Source organism: Methylobacterium sp. P3_A11, from assembly GCF_056403155.1.
The window spans coordinates 22,718-48,399 of the sequence record NZ_JBFUGA010000037.1 but is presented as its reverse complement, the minus strand read 5'-3'; the positions used below and the strand labels follow the sequence as shown (position 1 = coordinate 48,399).

25 protein-coding genes and 1 pseudogene are annotated in these 25,682 nt (G+C 67.9%); 14 read left to right on the top strand and 12 right to left on the bottom strand.

Annotation, left to right across the window (positions count from 1 at the left end):
* Window positions 1-197: pseudogene (locus tag AC1DXK_RS13720) on the bottom strand (ABC transporter substrate-binding protein); the annotation flags it as partial.
* Window positions 198-461: 264 nt separating this feature from the next.
* Window positions 462-1,097 (bottom strand): uracil phosphoribosyltransferase, encoded by a 636-nt coding sequence (gene upp / locus AC1DXK_RS13715; protein ID WP_043351319.1) that lies wholly within the window; start codon window positions 1,095-1,097, stop codon window positions 462-464.
* 551 nt (window positions 1,098-1,648) lie between these two features.
* Here upp and AC1DXK_RS13710 point away from each other — a divergent pair.
* A complete protein-coding gene (locus AC1DXK_RS13710; RefSeq protein ID WP_457106013.1) occupies window positions 1,649-3,340 on the top strand; it encodes a methyl-accepting chemotaxis protein in 1,692 nt (563 codons plus the stop codon).
* Between the two features lie 84 nt (window positions 3,341-3,424).
* Here AC1DXK_RS13710 and AC1DXK_RS13705 read toward each other — a convergent pair whose 3' ends face one another.
* Entirely contained in the window at window positions 3,425-3,889 is a 465-nt protein-coding gene (locus AC1DXK_RS13705; RefSeq protein WP_457106012.1) for a DUF2852 domain-containing protein, read from the bottom strand.
* A 57-nt stretch (window positions 3,890-3,946) separates the two neighbouring features.
* Window positions 3,947-4,621: a TetR/AcrR family transcriptional regulator gene (locus tag AC1DXK_RS13700; RefSeq protein ID WP_457106011.1), complete on the bottom strand. Its 675-nt coding sequence runs from the start codon at window positions 4,619-4,621 to the stop codon at window positions 3,947-3,949.
* 261 nt (window positions 4,622-4,882) lie between these two features.
* Here AC1DXK_RS13700 and AC1DXK_RS13695 point away from each other — a divergent pair, with 261 nt between their 5' ends.
* The 3 genes from AC1DXK_RS13695 to AC1DXK_RS13685 all read left to right on the top strand — a co-directional run bounded on the left by AC1DXK_RS13695 (window position 4,883) and on the right by AC1DXK_RS13685 (window position 6,995).
* Window positions 4,883-5,188, top strand: coding sequence for a hypothetical protein (locus AC1DXK_RS13695; RefSeq protein ID WP_457106010.1), 306 nt, complete (start codon window positions 4,883-4,885; stop codon window positions 5,186-5,188).
* 121 nt (window positions 5,189-5,309) lie between these two features.
* Window positions 5,310-5,717 carry a thioredoxin family protein gene (locus AC1DXK_RS13690; RefSeq protein WP_457106009.1) on the top strand — a complete coding sequence of 136 codons (408 nt, stop codon included), beginning with the start codon at window positions 5,310-5,312 and terminating at the stop codon, window positions 5,715-5,717.
* A 102-nt stretch (window positions 5,718-5,819) separates the two neighbouring features.
* Complete coding sequence (locus AC1DXK_RS13685) at window positions 5,820-6,995, top strand: glycosyltransferase family 2 protein (protein ID WP_457106008.1); 1,176 nt, start codon at window positions 5,820-5,822, stop codon at window positions 6,993-6,995.
* A gap of 5 nt (window positions 6,996-7,000) precedes the next feature.
* Here the strand turns inward: AC1DXK_RS13685 and AC1DXK_RS13680 are convergent, their stop codons facing one another.
* Both AC1DXK_RS13680 and AC1DXK_RS13675 read right to left on the bottom strand, forming a co-directional pair.
* A complete protein-coding gene (locus AC1DXK_RS13680; protein WP_457106007.1) occupies window positions 7,001-7,951 on the bottom strand; it encodes an AraC-like ligand-binding domain-containing protein in 951 nt (316 codons plus the stop codon).
* A gap of 152 nt (window positions 7,952-8,103) precedes the next feature.
* On the bottom strand, window positions 8,104-8,871 hold the full coding sequence (locus AC1DXK_RS13675) for a zinc-ribbon domain-containing protein (RefSeq protein ID WP_457106035.1): 768 nt from the start codon (window positions 8,869-8,871) through the stop codon (window positions 8,104-8,106).
* A gap of 182 nt (window positions 8,872-9,053) precedes the next feature.
* Here AC1DXK_RS13675 and ftsE point away from each other — a divergent pair, with 182 nt between their 5' ends.
* The 3 genes from ftsE (at window position 9,054) to AC1DXK_RS13660 (ending at window position 11,645) form a co-directional block, all read left to right on the top strand.
* Window positions 9,054-9,746, top strand: coding sequence for a cell division ATP-binding protein FtsE (ftsE, locus tag AC1DXK_RS13670; protein ID WP_457106006.1), 693 nt, complete (start codon window positions 9,054-9,056; stop codon window positions 9,744-9,746).
* Window positions 9,747-9,787: 41 nt separating this feature from the next.
* Entirely contained in the window at window positions 9,788-10,711 is a 924-nt protein-coding gene (locus tag AC1DXK_RS13665; protein WP_457106034.1) for a cell division protein FtsX, read from the top strand.
* 151 nt (window positions 10,712-10,862) lie between these two features.
* Window positions 10,863-11,645, top strand: a complete 783-nt coding sequence (locus tag AC1DXK_RS13660) for a YdcF family protein (protein ID WP_477298041.1) — start codon at window positions 10,863-10,865, stop codon at window positions 11,643-11,645.
* Window positions 11,646-11,748: 103 nt separating this feature from the next.
* Here the strand turns inward: AC1DXK_RS13660 and AC1DXK_RS13655 are convergent, their stop codons facing one another.
* The 3 genes from AC1DXK_RS13655 to AC1DXK_RS13645 form a co-directional block, all read right to left on the bottom strand.
* Window positions 11,749-12,075, bottom strand: coding sequence for a hypothetical protein (locus tag AC1DXK_RS13655; protein ID WP_457106032.1), 327 nt, complete (start codon window positions 12,073-12,075; stop codon window positions 11,749-11,751).
* Between the two features lie 2 nt (window positions 12,076-12,077).
* The gene (gene ptsN / locus AC1DXK_RS13650) at window positions 12,078-12,545 is read right to left on the bottom strand and encodes a PTS IIA-like nitrogen regulatory protein PtsN (protein WP_012319935.1); all 468 of its coding nucleotides are present in this window, start codon (window positions 12,543-12,545) and stop codon (window positions 12,078-12,080) included.
* Window positions 12,546-12,686: 141 nt separating this feature from the next.
* Window positions 12,687-13,280, bottom strand: coding sequence for a ribosome hibernation promotion factor (locus AC1DXK_RS13645; RefSeq protein ID WP_457106005.1), 594 nt, complete (start codon window positions 13,278-13,280; stop codon window positions 12,687-12,689).
* A 154-nt stretch (window positions 13,281-13,434) separates the two neighbouring features.
* On the opposite strand from AC1DXK_RS13645, the gene AC1DXK_RS13640 reads away from it, so the two are divergent.
* The 3 genes from AC1DXK_RS13640 to AC1DXK_RS13630 all read left to right on the top strand — a co-directional run bounded on the left by AC1DXK_RS13640 (window position 13,435) and on the right by AC1DXK_RS13630 (window position 17,750).
* The gene (locus AC1DXK_RS13640; protein ID WP_457106004.1) at window positions 13,435-15,003 is read left to right on the top strand and encodes a glucan biosynthesis protein D; all 1,569 of its coding nucleotides are present in this window, start codon (window positions 13,435-13,437) and stop codon (window positions 15,001-15,003) included.
* 56 nt (window positions 15,004-15,059) lie between these two features.
* Complete coding sequence (mdoH, locus tag AC1DXK_RS13635; protein ID WP_457106003.1) at window positions 15,060-17,228, top strand: glucans biosynthesis glucosyltransferase MdoH; 2,169 nt, start codon at window positions 15,060-15,062, stop codon at window positions 17,226-17,228.
* A 363-nt stretch (window positions 17,229-17,591) separates the two neighbouring features.
* Window positions 17,592-17,750, top strand: coding sequence for a hypothetical protein (locus AC1DXK_RS13630; protein WP_457106002.1), 159 nt, complete (start codon window positions 17,592-17,594; stop codon window positions 17,748-17,750).
* A 49-nt stretch (window positions 17,751-17,799) separates the two neighbouring features.
* Here AC1DXK_RS13630 and AC1DXK_RS13625 read toward each other — a convergent pair whose 3' ends face one another.
* Window positions 17,800-18,000: a hypothetical protein gene (locus AC1DXK_RS13625; RefSeq protein ID WP_457106001.1), complete on the bottom strand. Its 201-nt coding sequence runs from the start codon at window positions 17,998-18,000 to the stop codon at window positions 17,800-17,802.
* Between the two features lie 427 nt (window positions 18,001-18,427).
* On the opposite strand from AC1DXK_RS13625, the gene AC1DXK_RS13620 reads away from it, so the two are divergent.
* From AC1DXK_RS13620 to AC1DXK_RS13610, 3 genes are all read left to right on the top strand, one after another.
* On the top strand, window positions 18,428-18,652 hold the full coding sequence (locus AC1DXK_RS13620; RefSeq protein WP_457106000.1) for a hypothetical protein: 225 nt from the start codon (window positions 18,428-18,430) through the stop codon (window positions 18,650-18,652).
* A gap of 67 nt (window positions 18,653-18,719) precedes the next feature.
* Window positions 18,720-21,041 carry a Tex family protein gene (locus tag AC1DXK_RS13615; RefSeq protein ID WP_457105999.1) on the top strand — a complete coding sequence of 774 codons (2,322 nt, stop codon included), beginning with the start codon at window positions 18,720-18,722 and terminating at the stop codon, window positions 21,039-21,041.
* A gap of 217 nt (window positions 21,042-21,258) precedes the next feature.
* Window positions 21,259-22,368 carry an ATP-grasp domain-containing protein gene (locus tag AC1DXK_RS13610; RefSeq protein ID WP_457105998.1) on the top strand — a complete coding sequence of 370 codons (1,110 nt, stop codon included), beginning with the start codon at window positions 21,259-21,261 and terminating at the stop codon, window positions 22,366-22,368.
* Between the two features lie 129 nt (window positions 22,369-22,497).
* Here AC1DXK_RS13610 and AC1DXK_RS13605 read toward each other — a convergent pair whose 3' ends face one another.
* Window positions 22,498-23,295 (bottom strand): glycosyltransferase family 2 protein, encoded by a 798-nt coding sequence (locus AC1DXK_RS13605; protein WP_457105997.1) that lies wholly within the window; start codon window positions 23,293-23,295, stop codon window positions 22,498-22,500.
* An 81-nt stretch (window positions 23,296-23,376) separates the two neighbouring features.
* Window positions 23,377-24,012, bottom strand: coding sequence for a glycosyltransferase family protein (locus AC1DXK_RS13600; protein WP_457105996.1), 636 nt, complete (start codon window positions 24,010-24,012; stop codon window positions 23,377-23,379).
* A gap of 297 nt (window positions 24,013-24,309) precedes the next feature.
* Here AC1DXK_RS13600 and AC1DXK_RS13595 point away from each other — a divergent pair, with 297 nt between their 5' ends.
* On the top strand, window positions 24,310-25,527 hold the full coding sequence (locus AC1DXK_RS13595; protein WP_477298033.1) for a flagellin N-terminal helical domain-containing protein: 1,218 nt from the start codon (window positions 24,310-24,312) through the stop codon (window positions 25,525-25,527).
* The last annotated feature ends 155 nt before the right edge of the window (window positions 25,528-25,682 follow it).

Below are 25,682 nucleotides of genomic sequence, written 5' to 3'. Positions count from 1 at the left end.
TCGACGCCGCCCTTGGCGTTGATCTCGTCGGCGGCGAGCTGCACCGCCTGCGGGATCGAGGCGCCGACCACGGATTGCGCCTCGGCGATCACGCCGATCCTGATCGGCTCGGCGGCGCGTGCCTGCGTCGATCCCAACAATCCGGCCACTGCTGCAAGGGCCAGGGCTCGACTCGAAACGCTGCGTTCCATCGGCATGGGCTTCCTCCTGCGGCCCGTGCGGCTTTTGCCGCCGCATCGGATCCAGGCCGGCAGTGTGCAACACGTCACCGTGTGAATACAATGTGCAGATACCCGGATGCGTGACACATCGCCTGTCCGCCGTCCGCATGCGGGTCGATCAGGGGCGGAATAGTTGCCGGTGCGGCGATACGCCGGAACAGGGTCTACCCAGTCCCGCACGGCGCCCGTGAACGGCGTGACACCGGGCATGCGGATACCGACCCAGATAGGCCGAGGGCGTCACCGCGTGCCGTACATGCGGTCTCCGGCATCACCCAGGCCTGGAACGATGTATCCGTGGTCGTTCAGGTGGCTGTCGATCGCCGCTGTCCAGACCGGTACGTCGGGGTGGGCAGCCTGGAACTTGGCGAGGCCCTCCGGGGCCGCCAGCAGGCACACGAACCGGAGATCCGAGGCTCCGCGGGCCTTGAGCCTGTCCAGGGCAGCGATCGCCGAGTTCGCGGTGGCCAGCATCGGATCCAGGACCAGCACCGTCCTGTCCGCGAGATCGGACGGAGCCTTGAAGTAGTATTCCACCGCCTCAAGCGTCTCGGGATCTCGGTAGAGCCCGATATGCGCGACGCGGGCCGAGGGAACCAGCGACAGCATCCCGTCGAGGAAGCCGACCCCGGCCCGCAGGATCGGTGCCAGGACGAGCTTCTTGCCCTGGATCTGTCGCCCCTCCATCGGCTGGAGCGGTGTCTCGATGGTCACAGGCTCCAGCGGCAGGTCCCGCGTCACCTCGTAGGCCAAGAGCATCCCGATCTCATTCAGGATCTGCCGAAAGCCCTTGGTCGAGCGGTTCTTATCGCGCAGATGCGTCAGCTTGTGTTGAACAAGCGGGTGATCGACTACGGTGACGCGACCCGTCGGCATGCCCAACCTCTCCCGTTGCGGTTGATGACCCATGCCGGACCCGAGCCCAAGCCGCAACTCGACCGTCTGATCGAGGAGGATCGGCAGAAGCGCCGATGCGACCTGCAAGCCATCAACCGGTCCCTTGGCGCACCGCCCGAGCGACCGACGGCCCCGCGGGGACAACCGGTCACAACACCCATCCTTGCGGGACATGAAAACGATCGCCGGATCAATCCGGCATTCCGCTCATCGATATTTTCTGATCTTATTAATCAATACATATCAAAATGTGTACAGCTCAGACTGGTCGAAGCTGCATTTGATGCTGATAAAAGATGTTTTATATGGCAAAATAATACTACATAATCACGTTTTTGAATGCATTATGATCCATATCTACAATTATATCTCCCATTTTTTCCAATACTTACGGAAATAATCAACTGACATGCGTACCGCAAATCGAATTATGTGCCACTTGCTCATCGTGATACATGATCTAAACTGCATGGATCCCTTGATCGACAACGACGTCGCGTCCTGATTCTCCGGTCTGATCTGTCCCACTCATGCGCCTGACACTCTCACTCAAAGTCATGCTCGCGATCCTGTTCGGTGGGCTCGCGCTGATCTCGGCGGCCCAAGGCGGCCTGTCCCTCCACAATCTCTCTGCGATCAGCGAAGCAGTGACGACCCTCGCCACGGACTGGGTTCCCTCCGTCGCAAAGGTAAGCGCGATCGAAGTAGCCGCATCCGAGGTCCGCATTAAGCAATACAGACTCATCCTGCTCTCGGACACTGCGGAACGCCGCGTGATCAACGAGGCCAATCTCGCAAAGACGCATCCCGATTTGATGGAGGCGCGACGGGACTATCAGTCCTTGATCACCACGCCTGAGGAGCGGGCTCTGTATGCGGAATTCGATGCCTCCTGGTCTCGTTTCGCGGAGGTCGACGGACAGGCGCGCCGCCTGATGGAATCCGGCCGGCCGCAGGAGGCGACGGCTCTGCTGATCCGACCCGACATCGTCGCCCTGTACGACAACGCCCGCGCGGCGCTCGCGCGGCTGGTTGCGTACGATCTGCAAGCTGCGGCTCGGGAGGCCGACACCGCGATGGTCCGAGCAGACACCGCATCGACCGTAGCGGTCGCGGGAATCGGTATGTCGCTCGTTTCGGCCCTTGGGGCGGCGGTCTTCGCGTTGATACACATCACGCGCCCGATCGCGGCGATGACCGGCGCGATGACCAAGCTGGCGGAGGGCTCAACCGGAACCGAAGTCCCGTTTCGTCAGCGCCGCGACGAGATCGGCGCGATGGGTGCCGCCGTCCAGGTCTTCAAGGACAACCTGATCCGCACCCGCCAACTCGAAGCCGAGGCGGAGGAGGCACGGCGAAACGCGGAGACGCAACGCCGGCTCGGTATGCATCACATGGCCGACCAGTTCGCGCGAACCGTGGGCGGAATCATCACCCAGGTGTCGACCTCGGCGACCGAGCTTCAGGGCACCGCCCAGACCATGACGGCCACCGCAGCCGAGACCGCCAGCCAGTCCATGACCGTCGCGGCGGCGGCCGAGCAGGCCGCCGGCAACGTCAACACCGTGGCAGCAGCGGCCGAGGAACTCGGCACGTCCGTCGTCGAGATCGGCCGGCAGGTGGACGGCTCGGCCAAACTCGCGCGCGCGGCCGTCGAAGAGGCGGATCAGACCGGAGCGATGGTTCACGAGCTGAGCGAGGCAGTCTCGCGGATCGGCGATGTCGCCGGGCTCATCTCGACCATCGCGGGCCAGACCAATCTGCTGGCACTCAATGCCACGATCGAGGCGGCCCGCGCGGGCACCGCCGGGCGCGGCTTTGCGGTGGTGGCCACCGAGGTCAAGGCGCTGGCCGAGCAGACCGCCCGCGCCACCGAGGAGATCTCGGGCCAGATCGCCCGGGTCCAGGCCACCACGGGTCAGGCGGTCGGCGCCATCGGGGCCATCACGGCCCGGATCCGTGAGATCGACGCGGTGGCGACCTCGATCGCGGCGGCGGTGGAACAGCAAGGCGCCGCCACCCAGGAGATCGTCCGCAATGTCGGGCAAGCGGCGGCCGGGACCGGCGACGTGACGAACAACATCGTCAGCGTTGCCGGCGCGGCCGAGAAGACCGGTGAAGCCGCCGGTCAGGTGCTGACCGAGGCGTCCCGGCTCTCCGAGCAATCCGAGCACCTGACCGCGGAAGTGGACCGGTTCCTCGAAACGGTCCGTGCGGCGTGACTCCGGGTCGGACATCCGCTCCGGCGGCAAACAGGCACAAAGGCGCGTCCGGGTCGACCGACCCGGACGCCGGTCGTCGAACGGTCAGACCGAGCGACTTTCGCCACCCTCAGTGCGGCGCTTGGCCATGAAGGCATCGAACTGCTCGCGATCCTTGGCCCGCTTGAGTTCCTCGACGAAGTCCGAGAACGCACGGCTTTCTTCCTCGAGAGCCCGCCGCTGCGCCTCCAGACGGTCGAGCTCGGCGCGGCGATAGGCATCGAAGGCGGCGTTGCCGCTGCTGTCACGGCGGCTGGCCGCCTCGAAGGCGCGGGCGAAGCGGGACGCCGGACGCGGGCTCTCGAAATCTGCGACCGCTCGGCGCGCTGCGTCGCGCAGCTCCGCGAAGGCCGGATAGCCGGCAAGCTTCCAGGCGACCAGCGCGAGACCCACGGGCCACCAGTAGATGAAACCGACGACGATCGCGCCGATCTCCAGGGACCGGCGCGGGAAAGGACCCGAGCGGCTGAGCCTGCCGGTCGCCCAGGGGGAAGAGGATTGAGAAGTCACGGCTGTGCTCCGCTGTTCATGTGAACGCGGTTAACATGCGGGTCCGGATCAGACCTTTCAAGGCCGGCCGGCATCACCCTCGCGCTCGTGCGGCCGGGCTGCCCCATGGACGAGGGCCAGGACGCCGGCACGCAGCAGCTCATACTTGTCCGGAAACCCGGGCCCGCGCGGCAGATGCCCAGCTGATGAGAGGGTCGCGAGGCCGTGGGCCAGAGCCCAGACTTCCAAGGCAATGAAGCGGGGTGCCACGCCCCCGAACCCGTCCGTGAACGTCGCCTGCAGCGCCTCGACCAGGAGATCGAAGGGGCTCGGCCTCCCGACCGCCGCGGCCCCAGTCGGGGCCTCGGTTTCCGAGGGGACGGCGTGGAGGCCGCGAGTCTCGAAGATGGCCGCATAGTAGGCCGGCTCCTCCTCGGCGAAGGTCAGATAGGTCTCACCCATGCGGGTAAACCGCTCCAGCGGCGTGCCGCGCGACGTCAAGGCCCGTGCCAGACGTGCGGCAAGCTCCGCGAAACCACGCCCGGCAAGCTCCTCCAGGAGAGCCTCGCGCCCCCGGAAATGACGGTACAACGCCGCCGGCGTCACCCCCACAAGGCGGGCGGCGTCCACGAGCGTGAACCCGCCGATCCCGCGCTCGGCGATGAAGCGGCGCGCGGCCTCGAGGAGAGCCTCCTTCAGATTGCCGTGATGGTAACTTCGCCGGTCATCCGGCCCGTCCCGCCAGGGTCGCAAGATCACTCATCCTTTACGCGCCTCTCGCACCTCATAGAACCAGTCCACTGCTGTCGAGTCCGAAGGCTCGCAAAAGCTGGATTTCGAGAGGTGCAGCCCGGCATGTCCGCTGGGCTCGGCAATGGTTTAAACGGAGCGCGGGCCACGCTTGACCGCGTCGTCCCTGCGTAACACTATTACAATTCGGACGCGGAAGGGTTCGACGGTCTGCTGGAAAAAGGTCGAACATGAAGCCTGGGTCTTAGCACAGCGAGCATCGCAATGGCTTTCGTGAGCCTCAGGGCGTGGCGGGCTCGCTCGGCGGAGCGGGCGGCCCTCGCGTCGCGCCTGAAGGAGGATCTGCGGGCGGCGCTCGGCCTCGGCGAGGCCGACACGCTGGCGATCAACGAGATCGCCTGCGCAGACCCCGGCTGTCCCGACATGGAAACGATCGTCCTGGTCATGCGGGTGGGGGCGGCGACACGGGCGCTGCGCATCCGCCGTCCCCTCGATGCGGTGGAGGCGCAGGATATCGCAGCGCTGGTTGCGGACGACCGGGCGCTCGCCACCGACGTCTCGACAATGTGACTCGGCGCCCGCGCTTTGGGGTCGCAGGGCCTCACGGCCGACGGGACCGTTCAGGCCGCATCGCGTAGCATCCGCCCAAGGCCGCCACCCGCTCCGACGAAGTCCCGAGGGGACGAAGACCATGAACAACCGCCGTCACGTCCTCGCGCTGGCCGGCCTCGCCGTCGCCGCCGCCGTCTCGGTCAATCCGTCAACCCGGGCGATGGCGCTCGAGAGCGCACCGTTCACCGATGCGGCTTTCGAGGCGGCTCAGAAGAGCGGCAAGCCGATCCTGATCGAAGTCAGTGCCCCCTGGTGCCCGATCTGCAAGACCCAGAAACCGATCCTCGCGAAGCTTTCGGCTGAGCCACGCTTCAAGGACCTTCAGATCTTCGAGATCGATTTCGACAGCGCGAAGGATCTGCTGCGGCGCCTGAACGTGCGGATGCAGAGCACGCTGATCGCCTACAAGGGCGCGACGGAGGTCGGCCGTTCGGTGGGGGAAACGCAGCCGGAATGGATCGAGGGCCTCGTCGAAAAGACACTCTAATCCGCCGGCCCCGCGAGGGTTGCCGGTCCGGTCCCGTTCAGGGAAAGGCCGGCATAGGTCCGAGGCGGGCTCGCGCGACGGGTCCGGCGGAGATCCTGAACGGTGTCGACGACCCCTCTGGCAGCTACCCCCCGTCCCGAAGCGATCGTGGCCATTCCCGTGCGCAACGAGGAGGAGCGAATCGCGGCCTGTCTGCGGGCGATCGACGCCCAGGAAGGCGTGGCGGACGGCAGTCTCGGTCTGGTGTTGTTCCTGAACAATTGTACGGACGACACGCAGGCCATCGTCTCGGCGCTGGTACCGACGCTGTCGATCCCGGTGCGCGTGCTGACCGAGGATTTTTCCGGCGCCCATGCCGGTTGGGCGCGACGCAGAGCCATGGATGCCGCGGCCGCATGGCTGGGTGATGCGGGGAATGCGGGGATCATCCTGTCAACCGACGCCGACAGTCGGGTTCCGCCCGACTGGGTCTCCCGCAACCGCGCCGCGATCCGGCAGGGGGCCGATGCCGTCGCGGGCCGGGTCGAACTCGATCCGGCCGAAGCGGCCCTTCTGCCGCCGTCGCTCCCGGCCCGGGGCCGCCTGGAGGATCTCTATGACGCCCTGATCACCGAGGCGGAGGCGCGGATCGACCCCGATCCGCACGACCCCTGGCCGTGCCATCGGACCGCGATCGGCGCGACCCTCGCCGTGACCCGCAGTGCCTACCGACAAGTCGACGGCATGCCGGAGATCCCCCTCGGGGAGGACGGTGCCTTCATCGCGCGGCTCCTGGAGCACGGGCTGCGGGTCCGGCACGCGACCGACGTGTGCGTGACCATCTCGGCCCGCCTTTCCGGGCGCGCCCCGGGTGGTGTCGCCGACACGATCCGCTCGCGCTGCGAGGAGCCGGATGCGCTCTGCGATGCCCGGATGGAGACCTTCGTGCGGGCCGTCCGGCGCTACGTCTGGCGGCGCCGCTTCCGCCGCCTGCACGGGCTCGGGCGGCTCGCCCGGACCGATGCCTGGGCGCGGGCCATCGGCATCGAGCCCGCGGCGGCGCAGAGGATCGCGAACCTGCCCCTCGGACAGGCGATCGCGGAGGCCGAGCGCGCCAGCCCGAAACTGGCCTACCGGCCCATCGGCCCGCGCCAGCTGCCCGGCCAGATCCGGATCGCGCGGTTCGGCATCGCCGTGATCCGCCTCGGTCTCGGGATCGCCGGGTTCGTGCGGCCGATCGCGGGCACTTCCATTACACCCAGAGGGCCGGTGGCCGATCCGCGCAGTAGCCAGATCTGATACGTTCAGGGGTGGCTGTCGAGGACGTCACGCGAAGCCAGGCCGAACCGGCGGCGGAAGGCGCGGCTGAAGGCGGCTGCGTCGGTGAAGCCGCACCCGGCCATCACTGACCCGATCCGGGTCCCGCTCCGGCGTGACCGGCGCCTCTGGTAGGCCCGGTCACGCCGGGCGTCGCGGATCTTGGCCGCCACGCCCTCGTCGCGCGTGAAGGCCGCATAGAGCCGGCTTCGCGAGACGCGCAGCGCGGCCGGCAGCGAATCGGGTCCGAAGGCGGGATCGTGCAGCCGCCGCTCGATATGGGCGAGGGCGAGGGCTCGGATGGCATCGCCGGACAGGTCGTCGTCAGCGTGCGGGCCCTGTCCGTCGGCAAGCGCGCGCAGCAGGTGCAGGATACCTTCCAGGGCCGTACCGGCCTCCGCCTCAGACATGCCGCCCACCGTCTCCGAGAAGGACCGGAGATAGGTCGCGAACAGGCCGCTCAGCGGCGTCGCGCGGAGCTTGCGCCCGGCGAAGGCGTGCGCGAATCCGACCTGCGCCAAGAAGGCGGCGCGGGGCACCTGCAGGCGGATTTCCTCGTAGGCGTCGCGGCTGCCGATGGCGAAGGGCTGGTCCATGGCGTGAACCGTGACGTCGCCGGCGCCCAGCAAGCCGCCGCTGTTGCCCTGCTCGATGAACCCGCTCCCCTGGAGGAGGAGCACGACGGCGATGTCGTCGCCCCCGTCGCGGCGCACGTGGAGGGCGGTCCGCTCGACTGCGATCGGGTTGCTAAGGGTATGCAACATCGCGCCGTGGTCGAAGACCGCGATCCTGCGACCCGCCGCGAATGGGATATCGTCCGCCAGCGGCGTCGCGTCCACGCGCGCCAGCACCGTGCTGCGCCAGTAATCGAAGGCCCGCATCTGTTCCACCGCTTCGGTGGTCTCGATCAGCACCGGAACGGTTTCGCGGACACTCAAAGCACATCGGCCTAAGGCGCCAACGTCGGTCGATGCTCGTCCCAGCGTTGGATGGTTACGCGATAGAGTCGCAGATCAGCCGTCGATACGCAACCTAAGATAAATTTCACGCGCGCCCGGCTCGAATCCCGGTCGCCTGCCGCGCGCCCGCCTCAGTGCTCCGCAGCCGCGACGCGGGCATCGGTCCGCGCGCCTGACGCGTCGGCGAAACGCAGCATCACGGAGCGTCCGTCCCGAGGCGGTGCAGGCAGGCTGGCGCGGAACCGGGCCGTCTCGGTCGCGGCCAGGACGGATCGCGGTGCTGGGATCGAGAAGGTCCGGACGGTGCGACCGCCGGCGTCGCGGATCTCGATGCTCAGGGGCGCCACTGGCGCATCCGACCGGGCGACGCCGACAAGATCACCCTCGACCACGAGTTCCGCGGGCTGGCCGTCGTCGGCGGGGCTGCTGAACGCGACGACGTCGCGGATCTCGATGCCGCGCACGTTCACCGGCAGCCCGAGGCGCGCGAACAGGGAGGCGGTCTGCGGGACGGCCCTGACCACGCTGGTGCGGGCAAGGCAGACCAGCGGCAAGCCCGCCAGGAGCGTCAGGCCGAAGGCCAGCGAGGGTGAAAGACCCGGGATCGCGCGGCGAGCCTTTCCGCCGCGCTTCGGGAATCGGGCAGATCGCGGGACGTTGGGGGCGGCGGCATCCGAGGCTGTCCTCACGGAGGCCGTCGCCTCTTCCCAGGCGGCATCCGCGACCGGGTCCGCCTCGGCATGGGCGGCGAGCTCCGCTTCGTGGCCGGCGAGGACGTCGGCGGGCGTCAGGAACCACGTCTCGCGGCAGGCCGCGCAACGGACCGAGCGGCCCTCCATGCCGACCCTGCCGGCATCGATCCGGTATTCGCTCCCACAGCTCGGACAGGCGATCAGCATACGCGCCATACTCGCATCGATCGGCCGCAGCGGGACCGGAAAGTGAATTCGCTTTAGAAAGTGTCGCCGAACAGGGTTAAGCGGTGGTGAAATCCCGGAGGCCTTGAAAACGCCTGCCGGTGCGGCGATTCCCAGGGCCTGGACAGACGAGACACGGCACGGCCTTGAACCTACAGGCGAGCATGAAGAGCCTGCTGCCCGGTGCGGAGCGGCCGGTGGTGCAGTTCGAAAACGTCGGCATGCGCTACGGCCTCGGGCCGGAGGTGCTGTCCGACGTCAGCTTCCGCATCGCGCCGCGGTCCTTTCAGTTCCTCACCGGCCCCTCGGGGGCCGGTAAGACGACGCTGCTGCGCCTGATCCTGCTGTCAGTGCGGCCGACCCGCGGCCTCGTCTCGATCTTCGGCGAGGAGGTGAGCGGCATCTCCGCCAAGGCACTCACCGGCCTGCGGCGGCGGATGGGCGTGGTGTTCCAGGATTTCCGGCTCCTCGACCATCTCACCACCTACGAGAACGTGGCCTTGCCCCTGCGGGTCCAGGGCCGGGCCGAAGCGAGCTACCGGGCCGAGGTGGTGGAACTGCTGCGCTGGGTCGGCCTCGGCGAGCGCATGCATGCGCTGCCGCCGCTGCTGTCGGGCGGCGAGAAGCAGCGCGCGGCCATCGCCCGGGCGCTGATCGCCCGGCCCGACCTGCTGCTCGCTGACGAGCCCACCGGCAACGTCGATCCGGGGCTCGGCCGACGGCTGCTTCGGCTGTTCCTGGAGCTGAACAAGCTCGGAACCTCGGTCATCATCGCGACCCACGATTTCGGCATCATGGACGCCGTCGATGCCCGCCGGATGGTGCTGGGCGAAGGCCGCCTGCGGGTCGAGGAATGAGTACGCAGGCGATACCACGGGCGAAGCCCGGCGCCCCGGCGATGCCGCCGGATCCGTCGATGCCGGCCAACCTGCGCCGCAACGCCCCCCTGGTCCCGACCGACACCGCGGCGGGCCGGTCTCTGGCCGCGGTCATCGCGATCCTCACCTTCCTGGCGGGGCTCTGCGCCGGCGCGGCCGAGATGGTGGCGGCGAACGCCTCCCAATGGCAGGGCGACGTGGCGCGCGAGGTCACGATCCAGGTGCGGCCGGGTCCCGGCCGCGACGTCGACGCGGACGTGGCCCGGGCCGACGGCATCGCCAAGGCGGAGCCGGGGATCGCGGAGACGCGGGTTTTCAGCAAGGCCGAGGCGGAGCGCCTGCTCGAACCGTGGCTCGGGAGCGGGCTCGACCTGACGGATCTTCCGGTCCCACGGCTGATCGCCCTCAAACTCGCCAGCGGCCAGGGTGCGGACCTGAAGCGCCTGCGCACCCGCCTCGTCGAAGCCCTGCCGGGCGTCGCAAGCCTGGACGACCACGCCCTCTGGCTGCAACGGCTCTCGACCGCCGCGAACGCTTTCGTGGGCATCGGGATCGGGCTCGTGCTGCTCGTCCTCATCGCCACCGGACTGGCGGTGACCTTCGCGACCCGCGGCGCCATGGCCAGCAACCGCGAGGTCGTCGAGGTCCTTCACTTCGTGGGTGCTGACGACGACTACATCGCCCGGGCCTTCCAGCGGCGGTTCTTCGGCCTCGGCCTGCGCGGCGGGGCGATCGGAGCCGGATTGGCGATCGCGGCGTTCGTGATCGCTGGTCTGCTGGCCCGGGCCGCGCGCTCAGGCCCGGCCGGCCAGGAGGTTGAGGCGTTGTTCGGCGCTTTCCATATCGGCGTGCGGGGCTATGCCAGCGTCATGTTGATCGGAGTGATCGCGTCGGTCGTCACCGGCGTCGTCTCGCGCGTGACGGTGCGGCGGTTCCTGGCTTGAGGCGGCCTACTCTGTCGATCACATGGAAATGGAGGGTGTTAAGAGGTCGTTTACCAACTGGAAACCTAATCGGAGCGGTGTGGAAGCGGCCGACGGCGCTGCCTCCGGGCCGCCGCAATCGGCGCCGATCCTCCGGAGGATGACCACGCGTATGCTGCGCGCATCGGATCCGCCCTTGACCGACACGGTCGGCTGGGCCTGGCACGAGTGGGGTCTCCCGCGGCGTGCCGTCGCGCGGTCGCGGCTGCCGCACCGGCGGCGGATCGCCCTCTGGACCTGCATCCTCGGCGCCGGTCTCGGAGCGCTGGCGCTGTTTGCCGGATTCCTCATCTTCGTCAGCGCGCTTGCCCGCCACGAGCGCTCGCCCGCCGACCGGGCGGACGGGATCGTGGCGCTGACAGGCGGCGCGCAGCGGATCGGCGATGCCATCGATCTGCTCGCCGGCGGCTATGGCCGGCGCCTGCTCATCACAGGCGTCAACGAGCGGACCAGCCGCGACGAGATCGCTCGGCTGAACCCGACGCAACGCGCTCTGATTGCCTGTTGCGTCGACCTCGATTACCGAGCGCGGAACACGATCGGAAACGCCATCGAGACCCGGCGCTGGATGCGGGCGCACCGCTTCAGCACCGTCGCGGTCGTGACCTCGAACTACCACATGCCGCGGACGCTGATCGAACTCGATCACGCCCTGCAGGACAGCGACCGCGTCCTGCCGCATCCGGTTGTGACCGAAGCGTTCAATGCCGACCGCTGGTGGCAGAGTCCGCCTGCGGCGCGGCTCCTGGCCTCCGAATATGTCAAGTTCCTGGTGAGTTGGGTGCGCACGCGGTTCGAGGCCGATCCGGAGCGCTCCCGGGCCGCAATCCTGATCGGCCGCGGCAAGCCGGTGAAGATGGTGGCCGAGCCGTTGATGATACGCGGCGTGGACTGACCATACCTTTTGGGCTCAAAACCGAGCCGGCACGGCCGATCCCGGGGCCGGATTCAGGCCTATTGCGTGTCGTCGGGATGGATAAGACGCCCCGGCAACGCGCCTACAGGCCCTTGCAGCGCGCCTTGATCGCCGTGGAAAATTCCCGGTCGGATCCCTGGACCTGGGCGAGACGCTCATTGCGCTCCGAACCCGAGAGGCAGCGACCGTAGACGCTCGCGACACGCCGCATGGTCTCGACGTGACGGCGCCAGATGCGGCAATTCTTGGCGTCGTCGCCGTCGGCCTGCTCCAGCTGATCGACGGCCTGCCGCTGCATCGACTGCGCGACGAGGATATCGCGCGCACAGGTCGTGTCACCCTGGGCGGCGGCCGGCCCCAGAAGGGCGACCGCCAGGGCGAGAGCGGCGGCGGCTCGGCAGATCGGCATCATCAGGCGGCCTGCGGAGCCGTCGAACGAGTCAGGAGGGCGTAAAGGGCTCCCGCATCCCGGGCGGCGCGGATATGGGCGAGCATTCCGGGCTCGCGCAGGATACGGGCCACCTGCGCGAGAGCCTTCAGATGATCGGCGCCCGCCCCTTCCGGCGCGAGCAGGAGAAAGGCGATGTCCACCGGCTGCCCGTCGAGGGCCTCGAAATCCACCGGTCGGTCGAACCGGGCGAACAATCCGAACAGACGATCCAGTCCGGGGAGCTTGCCGTGCGGGATCGCCACACCGTCGCCGATCCCGGTCGATCCGAGCCGCTCGCGCTGCAGAAGGGTGTCGAAGACGGGCCGCTCGCCGAGCGCCGGCAGACGCCGCGCAGCCTGTGCCGCGAGATCCTGCAGCACCTGCTTCTTGGCGCGCGCGCGCAAAGCCGGCACGACCGACTCGGGGTCGAGAAATTCCAGAACTGGCATCGAACGACCGTTGCCCCGTCGCCCGTCCGCGAGGAACCGGGCCTCGCCGCAGGGGGGTCAATGACCGTTCCGGCCACGGCCCCGCTGCATCAATAGGTGGGACGAACCGCCGGTTCCGGCTCCGTTCCCCCACCCGCAAAGTCACTCGGCGGCGTTCGGCGGGTCCACCCAACCGATCGCGCCGTCGCTGCGCCGATATACGACGTTGACGCGGCCGGTGCCAGCGTGGACGAACACGACCACCGGAGATCCGGTCATGTCGAGTGCCGTCACCGCCTCGCCGATGGTGCGGCGCTGGAGGGTCTTGGTGCTCTCCGCGACGATCGGCGGATGGGCATCCCCGTCTACGGCCTCGTCGATTTCCTCAGCGGGCGCCGCGAACACCGCGTATGCGGCCTCGACCGCCACATCGTCGCCCGGGCCGGTGGCGTGCTGCTTGAGCTTGTGCTTGTAGCGGCGCAGACGGGTCTCGAGGCGCTCCGCGGTCTGTTCGAAGCTCGACCGCGCATCGTGGGCGAAGCCGTTCGCCTCGATCGTCAGACCCGATACGAGGTGCAGCACGCAATCCGTCCGGAAAGCAGCGCCGTCGCGCCGGAGCGTGACGTGGCCCTTACAGGAATCGTGCATGTGCGAGTCGAGATATTTGGCCTGAATCGCGGACATCCGCTCTTCGACGCGGCCACGCAGACTCTCGCCGAGATCCACGCCGTGGCCAGTGACTCGCATCGATCCCATGCTGCCTCCCCCGTTCCGATGTAGTCGGCCGAATTAGAGAGCCGGCTCGGGTTAAGTCAACGGAGCCACTTGCGGTTCAGCGGGTTGCTTAACCCGGGGTTCAGCCGCGCTGCGTGTATACGGGGGCCTGCCCAGACGTGAGACGACCGCCTGCATGACGATCGATGCCGGACTTCCCGCTGCCCCGTCACGCCGCACCCTGCTGGTCGGCGCGCTTGGTGCTGCCGCAGGATTACTCCCGTCGCACCCGCGGGCGGCGGAGCCCGAGAAGGGGCCGGCTCTTCCCGGCAAGGGCGAGGCCTTCGAGGCGGACACGCTGATTGAACTGGCACGCGCCCGGGCCGCAGCCGCCTATGTCGGACCGAAGACCGGCGACGTTCCCGCGGTTTTGAAGAGCCTGTCGCGCGAGGCCTACGAGGCGATTCACCCGGCCGATGGGCGGGCGATCTGGGCCAATGAGGGTGTCGGCTACGTGCTCGAGCCGCTGTTGCGGGGCTCGATCTTCGAAACCCCGGTGGCGCTGTTCGTCGTGGACAACGGGCTGGTCCAGCCGATCACCTACGACAAGGCGGCCTTCGCAGCGCCTGGGATCGACCTGCCGGATCTCGACGCGGCGGCGGCGTTCTCGGGCTTCCGCCTGCGCGCGCAGTTCGCGGGCGCCGACGGCGTATCGAATTTCGCGCTGTTCCAGGGCGCCTCGTTCTTCCGCCTCGTGGCGGAAGGCCAGGATTTCGGCATCAATGCGCGGGCGCTCGCGCTGCGGCCGGCCGATTCCCGGGGTGAGGAGTTCCCGCTGTTCCGGGCTCTGTTCATCGAGATGCCCACGCCCGGTCAACCGGTGGTGGTCCACGCCCTCGCCGATTCCGAATCGGCGACGGCGGCGTTCAAGATCACCCTGACGCCCGGCCGCGACGTATCCACCGCGGCGATCGACGGCACGGTCTTTGCCCGGGCCGAGCTCGACCATATCGGGCTCGGCGGCATGCAGGGCAGCTACCTGTTCGGCCCGCTCGACCGGAACCGTGTCGACGACCTGCGGAACGCGGCCTACTCGGTGGAGGGTCTGGCGATCCACAACGGCTACGGCGAGCCGATCTGGCGCCCCGTCCACAACCCCGAGGCGCTCCAGGTCTCGGCGTTCGTCGACCGCGGACCGAAAGGCTTCGGGCTGATGCAGCGCGCCCGCGCCTACGACGATTTCGAGGACGACCGGCGCCACTGGGAGCAACGGCCCTCCCTGTGGTTGGAGCCGCAGGATGACTGGAATGAGGGCACGGTGACGCTGCTCGAGATTCCGACCGATTCCGAGCTGAACGAGAACGTGTTCGCGTATTGGCGCCCCAAGGCGAAGCTCGCCAAGGGCGGGACGATGCGGTTCAAATGCCGTCAGCACTGGTCAAAGGGATGGCCTGATCCGCTGCCTCCGGAGATTGCACGGGTACGCGAGAGCCGCTGCGGCCACGGCAGCACGGGCAATCGGCGCCTTTTCGCGGTCGATTTCGAAGGCGACAGCCTGTTCCAGCCGGGGGCGATCGACGTGGACGTCAGTGCCTCGGCCGGGACGATCACACGTCAGGACCGATACCGTTATCCCGAGCGCAAAACCCTCAGGATCCTGTTCGAACTCGATCCCGGCAGCGAGCGCGCGAGCGAACTGCGCCTGGCGTTGCGGCGGAATCAGACCCGGGTCAGCGAGACCTGGCTGTTCCGCTGGACGCCGTGACCACCCGCCAGAGACAACTTCGAGGATAAGCCTACACCGTGCGACTGGACGAGACGATGACCCTGCCTCCGGCCAGGGATGCCGCGCCCGAAGTCGGGGCCGCTCCCTCTTCGACCGAAGGCCTCGGCATGCCGCCCGAGGCACCTATGGCCATGCCGATTCAGGATCTGGAGCGGTGGGACCCCGGCGCAGGCCGTCGACCGGCGGGCCGCATCCGGAGCCCCTGGCCCGCGCGGATTCTCGTGTTCGGCGGCGCGCTCGCGCTCACGGCCTTCGGCGGCTGGCAGATGGTCGAGACCGTGTCGGTCTCCGGCAGCCCGACCGCCCTTCAGCTCGTCCTCGTCGTCCTGTTCTGCCTGACCTTCTCGTGGATTGCGCTGGCCTTCACCAATGCCGTGCTCGGTTTCGGGACGCTGCTGCGGCGGCCGCGGCCGAGCCCGACGGCGGCGATGCTGCACACGCGAACCGCGGTCCTGATGCCCGTCTACAACGAAGCCACAGCCCGAACCTTCGCGGGCATCGAGGCGATGCGGGAAGCCGTCGAGGCCACGGGTCTCGGCGACCATTTCGACTGGTACATCCTTTCGGATTCGACCCAGCCCGACGCCTGGATCGCCGAGGAACGGGCCTTCCTCGACCTGCGCTTTCGACTCGGCCCCGATGCCCGGCTCTATTACCGCCATCGCCCGAAGAATCATCACCGGAAGGCCGGCAACATCGGCGACTTCGTTTCGCGCTGGGGCGGCCATTACGACCACATGCTCGTGCTGGATGCCGACAGCCTGATGAGCGGACCGGCGATCGTGGCGCTGGCCTCCGCCATGGAGGCGGATCCGGATGCCGGGATCATCCAGACATTGCCGCTGATCATCAACCGCAACACGCTGTTCGCGCGGCTCCAGCAATTCGCGGCCCGGATCTACGGTCCGGTGATCGCTGCCGGCCTCGCCGTCTGGTCGGGCCGGGACGGCAATTATTGGGGTCATAATGCGATCATCCGGACCCGCGCCTTCGCGGATTCCTGCGGATTGCCGGACTTGCACGGGAGGCCGCCCTTCGGCGGCCACATCCTCTCCCACGATTTCGTCGAGGCGGCCCTGATCCGCCGCGCCGGCTGGGCGGTGTACATGCTGCACCGCTTGCCGGGCTCATACGAAGAGAGCCCGCCCTCGCTGATCGACGTCGCGGTCCGCGACCGGCGCTGGGCACAGGGGAATCTCCAGCACGCCCGGGTCATCGGCGCCGCGGGGCTGCACCCCGCCACCCGGCAGCATTTCGCCACCGGCATCGCCGGCTACCTCGCGTCGCCCCTGTGGCTGCTGCAACTGGTGGTCGGCATCCTGCTGGTGCTTCAGACCGCGACGGAGCGACCGGATTATTTCGGAGGTGCCGGGTTCTCGCCGGTCTTCCCGCGGTTCGACCCGGTCCGCGCCCTTCAGCTCTTCGGCCTGACCATGGCGGTGCTGCTGGCCCCCAAGGTCCTGGGGCTTATCCTGGCTCTGCTCGACGGCTCGGTGCGGCGGGCATCCGGCGGCGCCGGACGGCTCATCCTGTCGAGCATGGTCGAAATCCTGCTCTCGGCCCTCGTGGCGCCGGTGGCGATGGTGATCCAGTCCGGTTCGGTCATGGGCATCCTTCTGGGGCGGGACACCGGCTGGAATCCGCAGCGGCGCGACGACGGCTCCATCCCGCTGCGCGACATCGTAATCCGGCACCGCTGGCACACGGTGCTCGGGCTCGTCGCGGGAATCGCTGCCTTCGCGATCGCCACTTCTCTGTTTCTCTGGATGAGCCCGACAATCCTGGGCTTGGTGCTGGCGATCCCGATTTCCTGGGCGAGCGGCCAGCTTGGGCTTGGCCTCGCGCTCAAGCGCCGCCTCCTTCTTGCCACCCCCGAAGAGGCCTCGCCTCCCGAGATCGCGGTTCGCGCGGCGGCCCTGACGGCGCGCAACGCCGCGCGCGGCTTCGATGACGCCGATTCCCTGGCGGCAATGCACGACGATCCCGGCCTCGCTCAGGCCCACGCCCGGATGCTTCCCATCGGCCAGCGGCGGCCACGGGGCGCCGTCGATCCGGACCAGACGTTAGCCGCAGCCAAGATCTGTGAGGCCGAAACGGTCGCGGAGGCGCAGGCGTGGCTTTCAGCGAAGGAGCGGATGGCGCTGCTGCGCGACCGGGCTCTGATCGACCGCTTGGTCCGCCTCGGCCAAAGCCGACCGCAATAGCGCCGCGACCGGACATTTTTCGGTCGTCAACGCGACGCGTTCGATGCGGCGGAACAGCATTCGCGTGGGTGTACGGCGCGCCGCGCCCACCAGCCCGCCCGACGGACATCGGTCAGCGACCGGACAGGCGAAGCGGGCGAGCGGCACGGCCTTTCCACGAACCCCGACATAGGTTCAGGCCACCCGCAGGTCGGGAAATCCGGCGCCGTTCAAAACTCGCTCGTGGCCACGTTCACGATTCGGATGGGGCTCCCAGTGGGGCCTGATCCCACCCCAGGTTCGGACCTTCCGCGAGCCTCCCCTTCGTGAGAAGTGATTAACCATTCGCGTCCAAGACTCGCCCATCGTCCTTCGGATCCGGTCATGACCCTGCTGCTCGTGTTCCTGCTCCTGCCCCTCGCCGTCGCCATCGTCCTGGCACGGGGAGAACCGATCCGCACCATCAGCTGCCTCGGCGCGATGGGGGTGGGGTGCGTGATCGCCTGCACCAGCGTCGTCAGCCTCCTGCGCCACCGGGCCTGAGAACTCCAGAGCACTCCGGGCGCCGGCCCGTCGCGAAGGTTCGAACCACTCAAAGAAACCCGACCTGTCGATGACCACCGGCCAAGTTGCGGCCGGCTCGGGCAACGAGCTGGGAGAAAGCCAGCGCGGCCGCAGTCGCCTGCGCCCGTGATGGGAAGCTGCGACGCGATTCAAGCACAGGCTCGTCGGTCTCGTTGACGAGAACCCAGGACCAGAGCGACCGGCTTCGCTCACGGATCTCGAACTGCACGGGCGCCTGCCTTTCCGGCACATGCGAGACGAGACCTTCGCCTCCAGCCGTGACATCCGGATGACGCCGCGAGACTATCGTCAAGCTTCGCGCCGCGCCCCCCGCGACTTCGATCAAGATGTTCGATTGCTCGCCCGTGACATCGCAAGATTTAACAGGTCAGGTTTTCCGACCTCTCGATCGATCGGCTGGCTGTCTCCGTCGGTCGAAAATTCGCAGCCCGGATCCCTCCGGGCCGGTTCCTTATCCCCAGGAACTGCGTTGTCTTCTGTGGGTCTGGAATTGGCATGGACCCCACGACGACGCATCGGCCGGGGGCAGCGCGGCGCGGCCGGATCGACTAGACCTTGCGCCTCTCTGTCGGCGCGTGCGGGGAAGCGGTTCTTTGGGCGGCAAGGCGGGCCGAGGCTGCGAGCGGATCGACGCGATGGCGAACCACACCGGAACCGCGGCGGGGCGGGCACAGCGCATTCTGGGTGCTCTGGCTGAAACCCTCGGGTGCTCCGTCGATGTGTTCTTCGGTGACGAAGCCCGGGACGACATCGCGTCGACCGAGGAACTGCTCAGCCTTTGGTTCTCGATCGAGGACGTGCAAGCGCGGCAGCGCATCCTCGATTGCGCCCGCGCCGTCAGCACGGAGGCGCAAGCGTGACGGGCGCCTTGTTTCCGACGGCTTGACGTTTCACGCAGCATCTCCGTTCCCCCCCGCCGGAGACGCCATGAAAGCCGTGAACGCGCTGATCGCCGACGAACTCGGTGTCGGAGAGGCTCAGGTTGCCGCCGCGGCGACGCTCCTCGATGGCGGAGCGACCGTGCCGTTCATCGCGCGCTATCGGAAGGAGACGACGGGCGGCCTCAACGATACGCAGCTGCGCCGGCTCGAGGAGCGGCTCTCCTATCTGCGCGACCTCAATGAGCGGCGCGCAGCCATCGTCGCGAGCATCACGAATCAGGGCAAGATGACGCCGCCGCTCGCTGCGGCGCTCGAAGCCGCCGACACGAAGGCGCGTCTGGAGGACCTGTATCTGCCGTTCCGGCCGAAGCGCCGCTCGAAGGCGCAATCCGCCCGCGAGGCCGGGCTCGAACCCCTTGCACAAGCCCTCCTGAGCCGCCCCGACCACACGCCCGAAGCGGTGGCGGCCGCCTATGTCGCGGATGCGCGCGGCGTGCCCGATGCCGTCGCCGCGCTGGAAGGAGCCCGCGCGATCCTGATCGAGCGCTTCGCCGAGGACGCCGACCTCGTCGGCCGGCTGCGGGCGGATTTCTGGCGCGGCGGCCAGCTCGTCTCACAAGTGCGCAAGGGGAAGGCGAGCGCGGGGGCGAAGTTCTCGGATTACTTCGCGTGGAGCGAGCGGCTGGAACGGATGCCGTCGCACCGCATCCTGGCGATCTTCCGGGGTGAACGGGAAGAGGTGCTCGACGTCGGCTTCACCGCCGAGGGCGAGGATTCGTCGCCGGGGCTTCCTGGGCCGTTCGAAAGCGCGATCTGTCATCGGTTCGGCATCGCGCTGCGGGGCCGCCCGGGCGACCCGTGGCTGCTCGACACCGCCCGCGCCGCCTGGCGCACGAAGATCCGGACCGGGATCAAGCAGGATCTGCGCAACCGGTTGTTCGAGCGGGCCGAGGACGAGGCCGTCACGGTCTTCGCCGGCAATCTGAAGGATCTGCTGCTGGCCGCCCCGGCGGGCGGGCGCGCGACGATGGGGCTGGATCCGGGCTATCGGAACGGGGTGAAGGTCGCGGTGGCAGACGGGACCGGGCGGATCGTCGCGGTGGAGACGACCTACCCGCACGAGCCGCAGCGCCGCTGGCGGGAGGCCGTCGCGACCCTCGGGCGCCTGTGCCGCCTCCACGGCGTCGAGCTTCTGGCCGTCGGCAACGGCACGGCCTCCCGAGAGACCGAGCGCCTCGCCGCCGAGATCGTCGCATCCAATCCCGATCTCGCCCTCGCGAAAGTCATGGTCTCGGAGGCCGGCGCCTCCGTCTACTCGGCCTCCGAGATCGGCGCCCGTGAATTGCCCGATCTCGACGTCTCGCATCGTGGCGCCGCGTCGATCGCCCGTCGCCTTCAGGATCCGCTGGCCGAACTCGTGAAGATCGATCCGAAGTCGATCGGCGTCGGACAGTATCAGCACGACGTCAGCGAGGCGAAGCTGTCCCGCTCCCTCGCCGCCGTGGTCGAGGACGCCGTGAATGCCGTCGGGGTCGACGTCAACACGGCCTCCCCTGCCCTCCTGGCGCAGGTCTCCGGCCTGAGCGCCGCCCTGGCGGGCCGCATCGTCGCGCATCGCGACGCAAAGGGACCGTTTCGGACACGCACGGCGCTCAAGGCGGTGCCGGGACTTGGACCGAAGACCTTCGAGCTGGCTGCGGGATTCCTGCGCATCCAGGGGGGCGACGATCCGCTGGACGGGTCGGGCGTCCATCCGGAGGCCTATCCCGTGGTGCAACGCATCCTGCGGGCGACGAAGAGCGATATCCATGTCCTGCTGGGCAACGCCGCAGCCCTCGGCCGGCTCACACCGGAAAGCTTCGTCGATGCGCGCTTCGGCCTTCCGACCGTGCGCGACATCATTGCGGAACTCGAGAAGCCCGGGCGCGATCCGCGACCGGCATTCGAGACGGCGCGCTTTCAGGACGGCGTCGAGACGATCGGGGATCTCGAACCCGGCATGCAGCTGGAGGGGGTGGTCACGAACGTCGCCGCGTTCGGTGCCTTCGTGGATATTGGCGTCCACCAGGACGGGCTCGTCCACATCTCGGCCATGGCGCGGCGGCGGATCGCGTCGCCCGCCGAGGTCGTCCGGATTGGCGAGGTCGTGCGGGTTCTCGTGCTCAGTGTCGATCGTCCGCGCAAGCGCATCGCGCTCTCGATGCGGCTCGACGATCCTGTCGAGCCAGCCCGGCCGGCGCAACGCACGGCCGAACCGAAGCCCGCCCCCCAGCGGCCTCGGGCCGGGACGCCCGCGGAGGACGCACCGACCGGCCCCCTGGCGGACGCACTCCGGCGCGCCGCCGCTTCCCCGGCGCGGCGCCGCTGAGCATGGTTAGCGCTTCGTAAACCACCGTCCGCGCAGTGTTTCGCGCGTCGTGTGATCCGGCGCGATCCCTTCCGGCCCATCCGGATTTCCACCCCGAACGCGGGGCACCCCCGACCGCCCGGAGTCTCTCATGCAAATGCGTGTCGCGCGGTTCGACGGTCCAAGCCCCATGATCGGACCGGCGCGTCTGATCAGAGCCGCGTTCGAAAGCGCCGACATGGCTGCCCTGGCCAAGGAAATCCTGACCCACTCGGACGACGACGTCATCGAGCCGGGCGCCGGCATGGACGTGGCGACGATCCTGTTGCTGATGCACCGCAGCGGCGAGGCGCTCCAGCTCCAGGCCGAGATCCTCCGGGGCGCGCGGCATTTCACCCTGCGCAGCAATCCGCCTGCGGCGCGGATCCGCGTCCTCATCATCGTCACGACCGGCGATCTCATGGCCAATACGCCGGTCGACTTTCTGCTGGACAACGAGACATTTGGCACCGCCTATTTGTTCGTCCTGCCCGGCGAGGACATCCCGCGGGATCTCCCGGACCACGACGTACTGATCACGGGCGTCGCCTATTCAACCGTCGCCGAGCCGCTGCTGGAAGCCCTCGCGGCGGCGGCCGACCACTGGACACGACCGATCCTCAATCACCCGCGCCATGTCCTCAAGACATCTCGGCACGGGATCGCTGCCGCGCTCCGTGATGGCGAAGGGCTCCTCGTGCCGAAGGTCGTCCGGGTCGGCCGATCGACCTGCTGCACGACGGATTCAGGCCTCCCCGACGGCCTTCAATTTCCCGTCCTCGTGCGCCCGCTGGATACGCATGCAGGCAACGATCTGCAGAAGGTCGATCAGGAATCCGACCTGCGGCGCTACCTCGACGACACGCGTACCGAGGATCTCTACATCACGCAATTCTGCGATTATCGCAGCCCCGACGGTCTCTACCGGAAGCTCCGCGTCGTTCTGATCGACGGCGTGCCGTTCCTATGCCACATGGCCGTCCGCGATCACTGGATGATCCATTACCTGAACGCCGGGATGATGGAGGACGCGGAGAAGCGGGCGGCCGAGGCCGATGCCATGGCGGCCTTCGATGACGGGTTCGCACAGCGCCACCGCGCCGCCTTCGCCGAGATCCACCGCCGGATCGGGCTCGATTACCTGATCATCGATTGTGCCGAGAGCACGGACGGGCGGCTCCTGATCTTCGAGGCCGATACCGGCATGGTCGTCCACGACATGGATCCCGTGGACCTCTTTCCCTATAAGATTCCCGCCATGCGCAGGGTGTATTCCGCGTTCCAGCAGGCCGTTGCCCGCCGGGTCTAGAGGGCTCCGTCGATCGGCCCGCGCCGCGGGAACAGCCGGCCGGAATGGGCCGCACGCGGCATCCGGCGGCCTCGTCACGCCCTGTGGCTCCGCACGCGATTAAGCGAGCTCCGGCGCGCCTCGGGGGTCTTACCAGGGGATGCGGCCGAAGCGATTGATCAGCCGCTGATACTCGGCATTGCTCTCGGCCTTGGAAGTCCCGCCCTGGCCCACATCCGAGGTGCCGGACCCCGGATGCACCAGGCGGCACACCAGGGGCAGGGCGAAGCCATGGCGCACGAGGTGCACGTTCGGGCCGCCATTCCGCAGGACGTTGGCGAGCCACGGGCGGACCTGGCTCGCGTCCTGCAGGGTTGCCGGCGCCGTGRYCTCGACGAGGTGGGCTCGGCGCAGGCCGGTCTCGGCGAGGCGGCCGAGCCATTCGTTGTCGTAGTGCCACTTCGCCGACGGGTCGATGGCGCCGACGCGCTCGAACGTGCTGCGGCGCATGAGCCAGCCCGACGGCGTGGCGAAATCGTTGATCCGGACGATCTCGCCGGCCTCGYCCACCTCGAGCTGGGTCGAGGAGACGAAGTCGAAACYGTCCAGSGCCYGRAGCGCGAMACCGAGRTAWKGCGGCAKCCAGYGATCRTCGTCCTCMAGRAAGCCGACGAGGTCCCAACTGGCATCCACCGCGCGGATGGCCGCRTTCAAGGCCGGGACCTGCGCCTTGCGGTCGCTGCGCACGAACGYGATCTGGGGGTGGTCGGCCAGCCTCGCCGGGATCTCGGTGTCGGGATCGATCCCGACGAAGAAACGGAGCGTCACCGGCCTGTCGAGGTCCTGGCCGGCGGCGCTCTCCATCGCGTGCTCCAGGAAATACTGGCCGGCCTTTCCGGCGAGGGTCGAACGCTTGAGCCGCGATGGTGTGATGATCGCAATCCTCATTCCCACACCTCATCGTGTCGAGCGCCCCGCCCCAATCCGTGAAGCGCAGGCACGGCGCGGTCACCCGAATCCCGGCTTCGCTCAGAGCTTGAAGGACTGCTCGCCGATATGGCCGAGCTCCTTGCTGAGATACGGATCGCACCAGATCCTGTACCCGGCAGCACGAACCCGATCGCTGAAGTCGAAGTCTTCGCCGATATTGACACCGGCCTCCTCATCGACCCGGAACCGGAAATAGGGCCGCTTCAGGCTCTCGAAGACCGTGGACTTGACCAGGAGGAAACCCGTGGGGATGCGCGACATCTCCAGAAGGCCCTTGGGTGCGTCGGCCGGCTGCTCCTGCAGAATGTCGCCCAGGAAATGGAACGGCGCAGTGCGACGGGAATAGGTCGCACCGATGATGTCCACCTTCCGCACCAGAAGCTTGAGCAGGGCATCCTTGGGGAAGGTCATGTCGCTGTCGATGAACAGGACATATTCGGCACCGTACTTCTGCGCGAATTCAAGGCTCAGATTGCGGGCATCGGCCACGATCGACGACTTCCCGACGACGAGCGACATGGGCATCTCGCCCAGCGAATGCATCATCGAGCCGAGGCTGACGGCGAAGTCCGCGTGCACCATGGTCCCGCAGGGGATCGCGATCGCGACATGCGGAAAAACCGGTGGCGCGGAGAGATTCGGGTCGCCAACAGCGACAGACGCTTGAGCGATCAAAGCTGGTCTCCGTTCAAGGTTCGCCCCAGTCGCCGCTCGCCGGCCGCAGCGGAGCAATTCCGGTTGGGCAGACGCGACAGATTTGGACAGCCTCGCGGCTTATGGCAGCGGATGGTTAATGGATCTTGAACGAGGCCCCCGCACTATCAATACTTGAACGATCTCGGAGTTATTCCGTTAACGATCGACCCACGTTACCGAGCTGTCTGCGATTGATTTAACGCGTGAGAAAGGGTTGGGGCGCGATTACTGGCCCACCCAAGAAACGGGTGCATCAAATCAGAAAGATAGCGATCCATGTCCTCCATCACCCTGTCGGCCGCCACGCGTCAGAACCTGCTCTCGCTGCAGGATACCGCCACCCTCATGGCGACCACGCAGAACCGCCTCGCCACCGGTAAGACGGTCAACTCCGCCCTCGACAACCCGACCAACTTCTTCACATCCCAGGCCCTCGACGGGCGCTCGTCGAGCCTGAACTCCCTGCTCGACGGCATCTCCAACGGCGTCCAGTCGATCCAGGCCGCCAACCAGGGCATCACCTCGATCCAGAAGCTCGTCGACCAAGCCAAGTCGATCGCCAACCAGGCCCTCTCGACCCAGCTCTCCACCACCGGAACCGCCGCCGGCGCCTACAGCGCCAGCACCACCGCCTCGACGGTGCTCCTGACMATCAACGGCACCTCGGTCTCGGCCAACGTCGCTGCCTCCTCGAGCRTCARCGCGRCGGTCGCGRCCCTGAACGCGGCGGTCAGCTCGGCGTCCACGKCGTCCAGCGGCTCGTTCGGCGCCGGCGCGATCTTCTCGGTCGACAGCACCGGCACCAAGATCGTYCTGAATGCCCAGGCCGACGTCGAGTTCCAGAACTCSGSCAGCCAGACGGCGCTCGGCTTCACCGCCTCGGCGACCACGGCCTCGACCTACGGCACYGCCGCCAGCACCGTCGTGTCCAGCGACCTCTCGATCTCCGGCGTCACCCAGCGCTCGTCGCTGGCGAGCCAGTACAACAACCTGCTGAACCAGATCACCCAGCTCGCCGGCGATGCCAGCTACAACGGCGTCAACCTCATTGCCGGCAAGGGCAATGACATGAACATCAAGTTCAACGACACCGGCAGCTCCAACCTGAACGTCTCGTCCGTCGACGCGACGGCCAGCGGCCTGGGCCTGTCGYCGATCACCAACTCGAACARCTCGRCGAGYTCGAACGGCCTCGGCAACTTCCTGCTGAACTCGGACGTCAACAAGACCCTGTCGACCCTCACCRGCGCCGGAACCGCCCTGAACTCGGCGGCGAGCACCCTCGGCTCGAACCTGTCGGTGGTGCAGAACCGCCAGGACTTCTCCAAGCAGTTGATCAACGTCCTTCAGACCGGCTCGGCCAACCTGACCAACGCCGACCTGAACCAGGAAGCGGCCAAYTCGCAGGCGCTGTCGACCCGCCAGTCGATGGGCATCTCCGCCCTCTCCCTGGCCAACTCCGCCCAGCAGGGCGTCCTCCAGCTCCTGCGGTAAGCGCTCACATCGTCGGAACGACGGCCGGCCGGGGAAACCCGGCCGGCCTTTTTTGTGTTCGATGGGGCAGCCCGTGCACGCCGAATCCTTGCGGAACGGGATCGGTCAAGCGGGCTGCCCGGTGACCCGCGACCGCGCTTCGGAAGCCGGTGCGG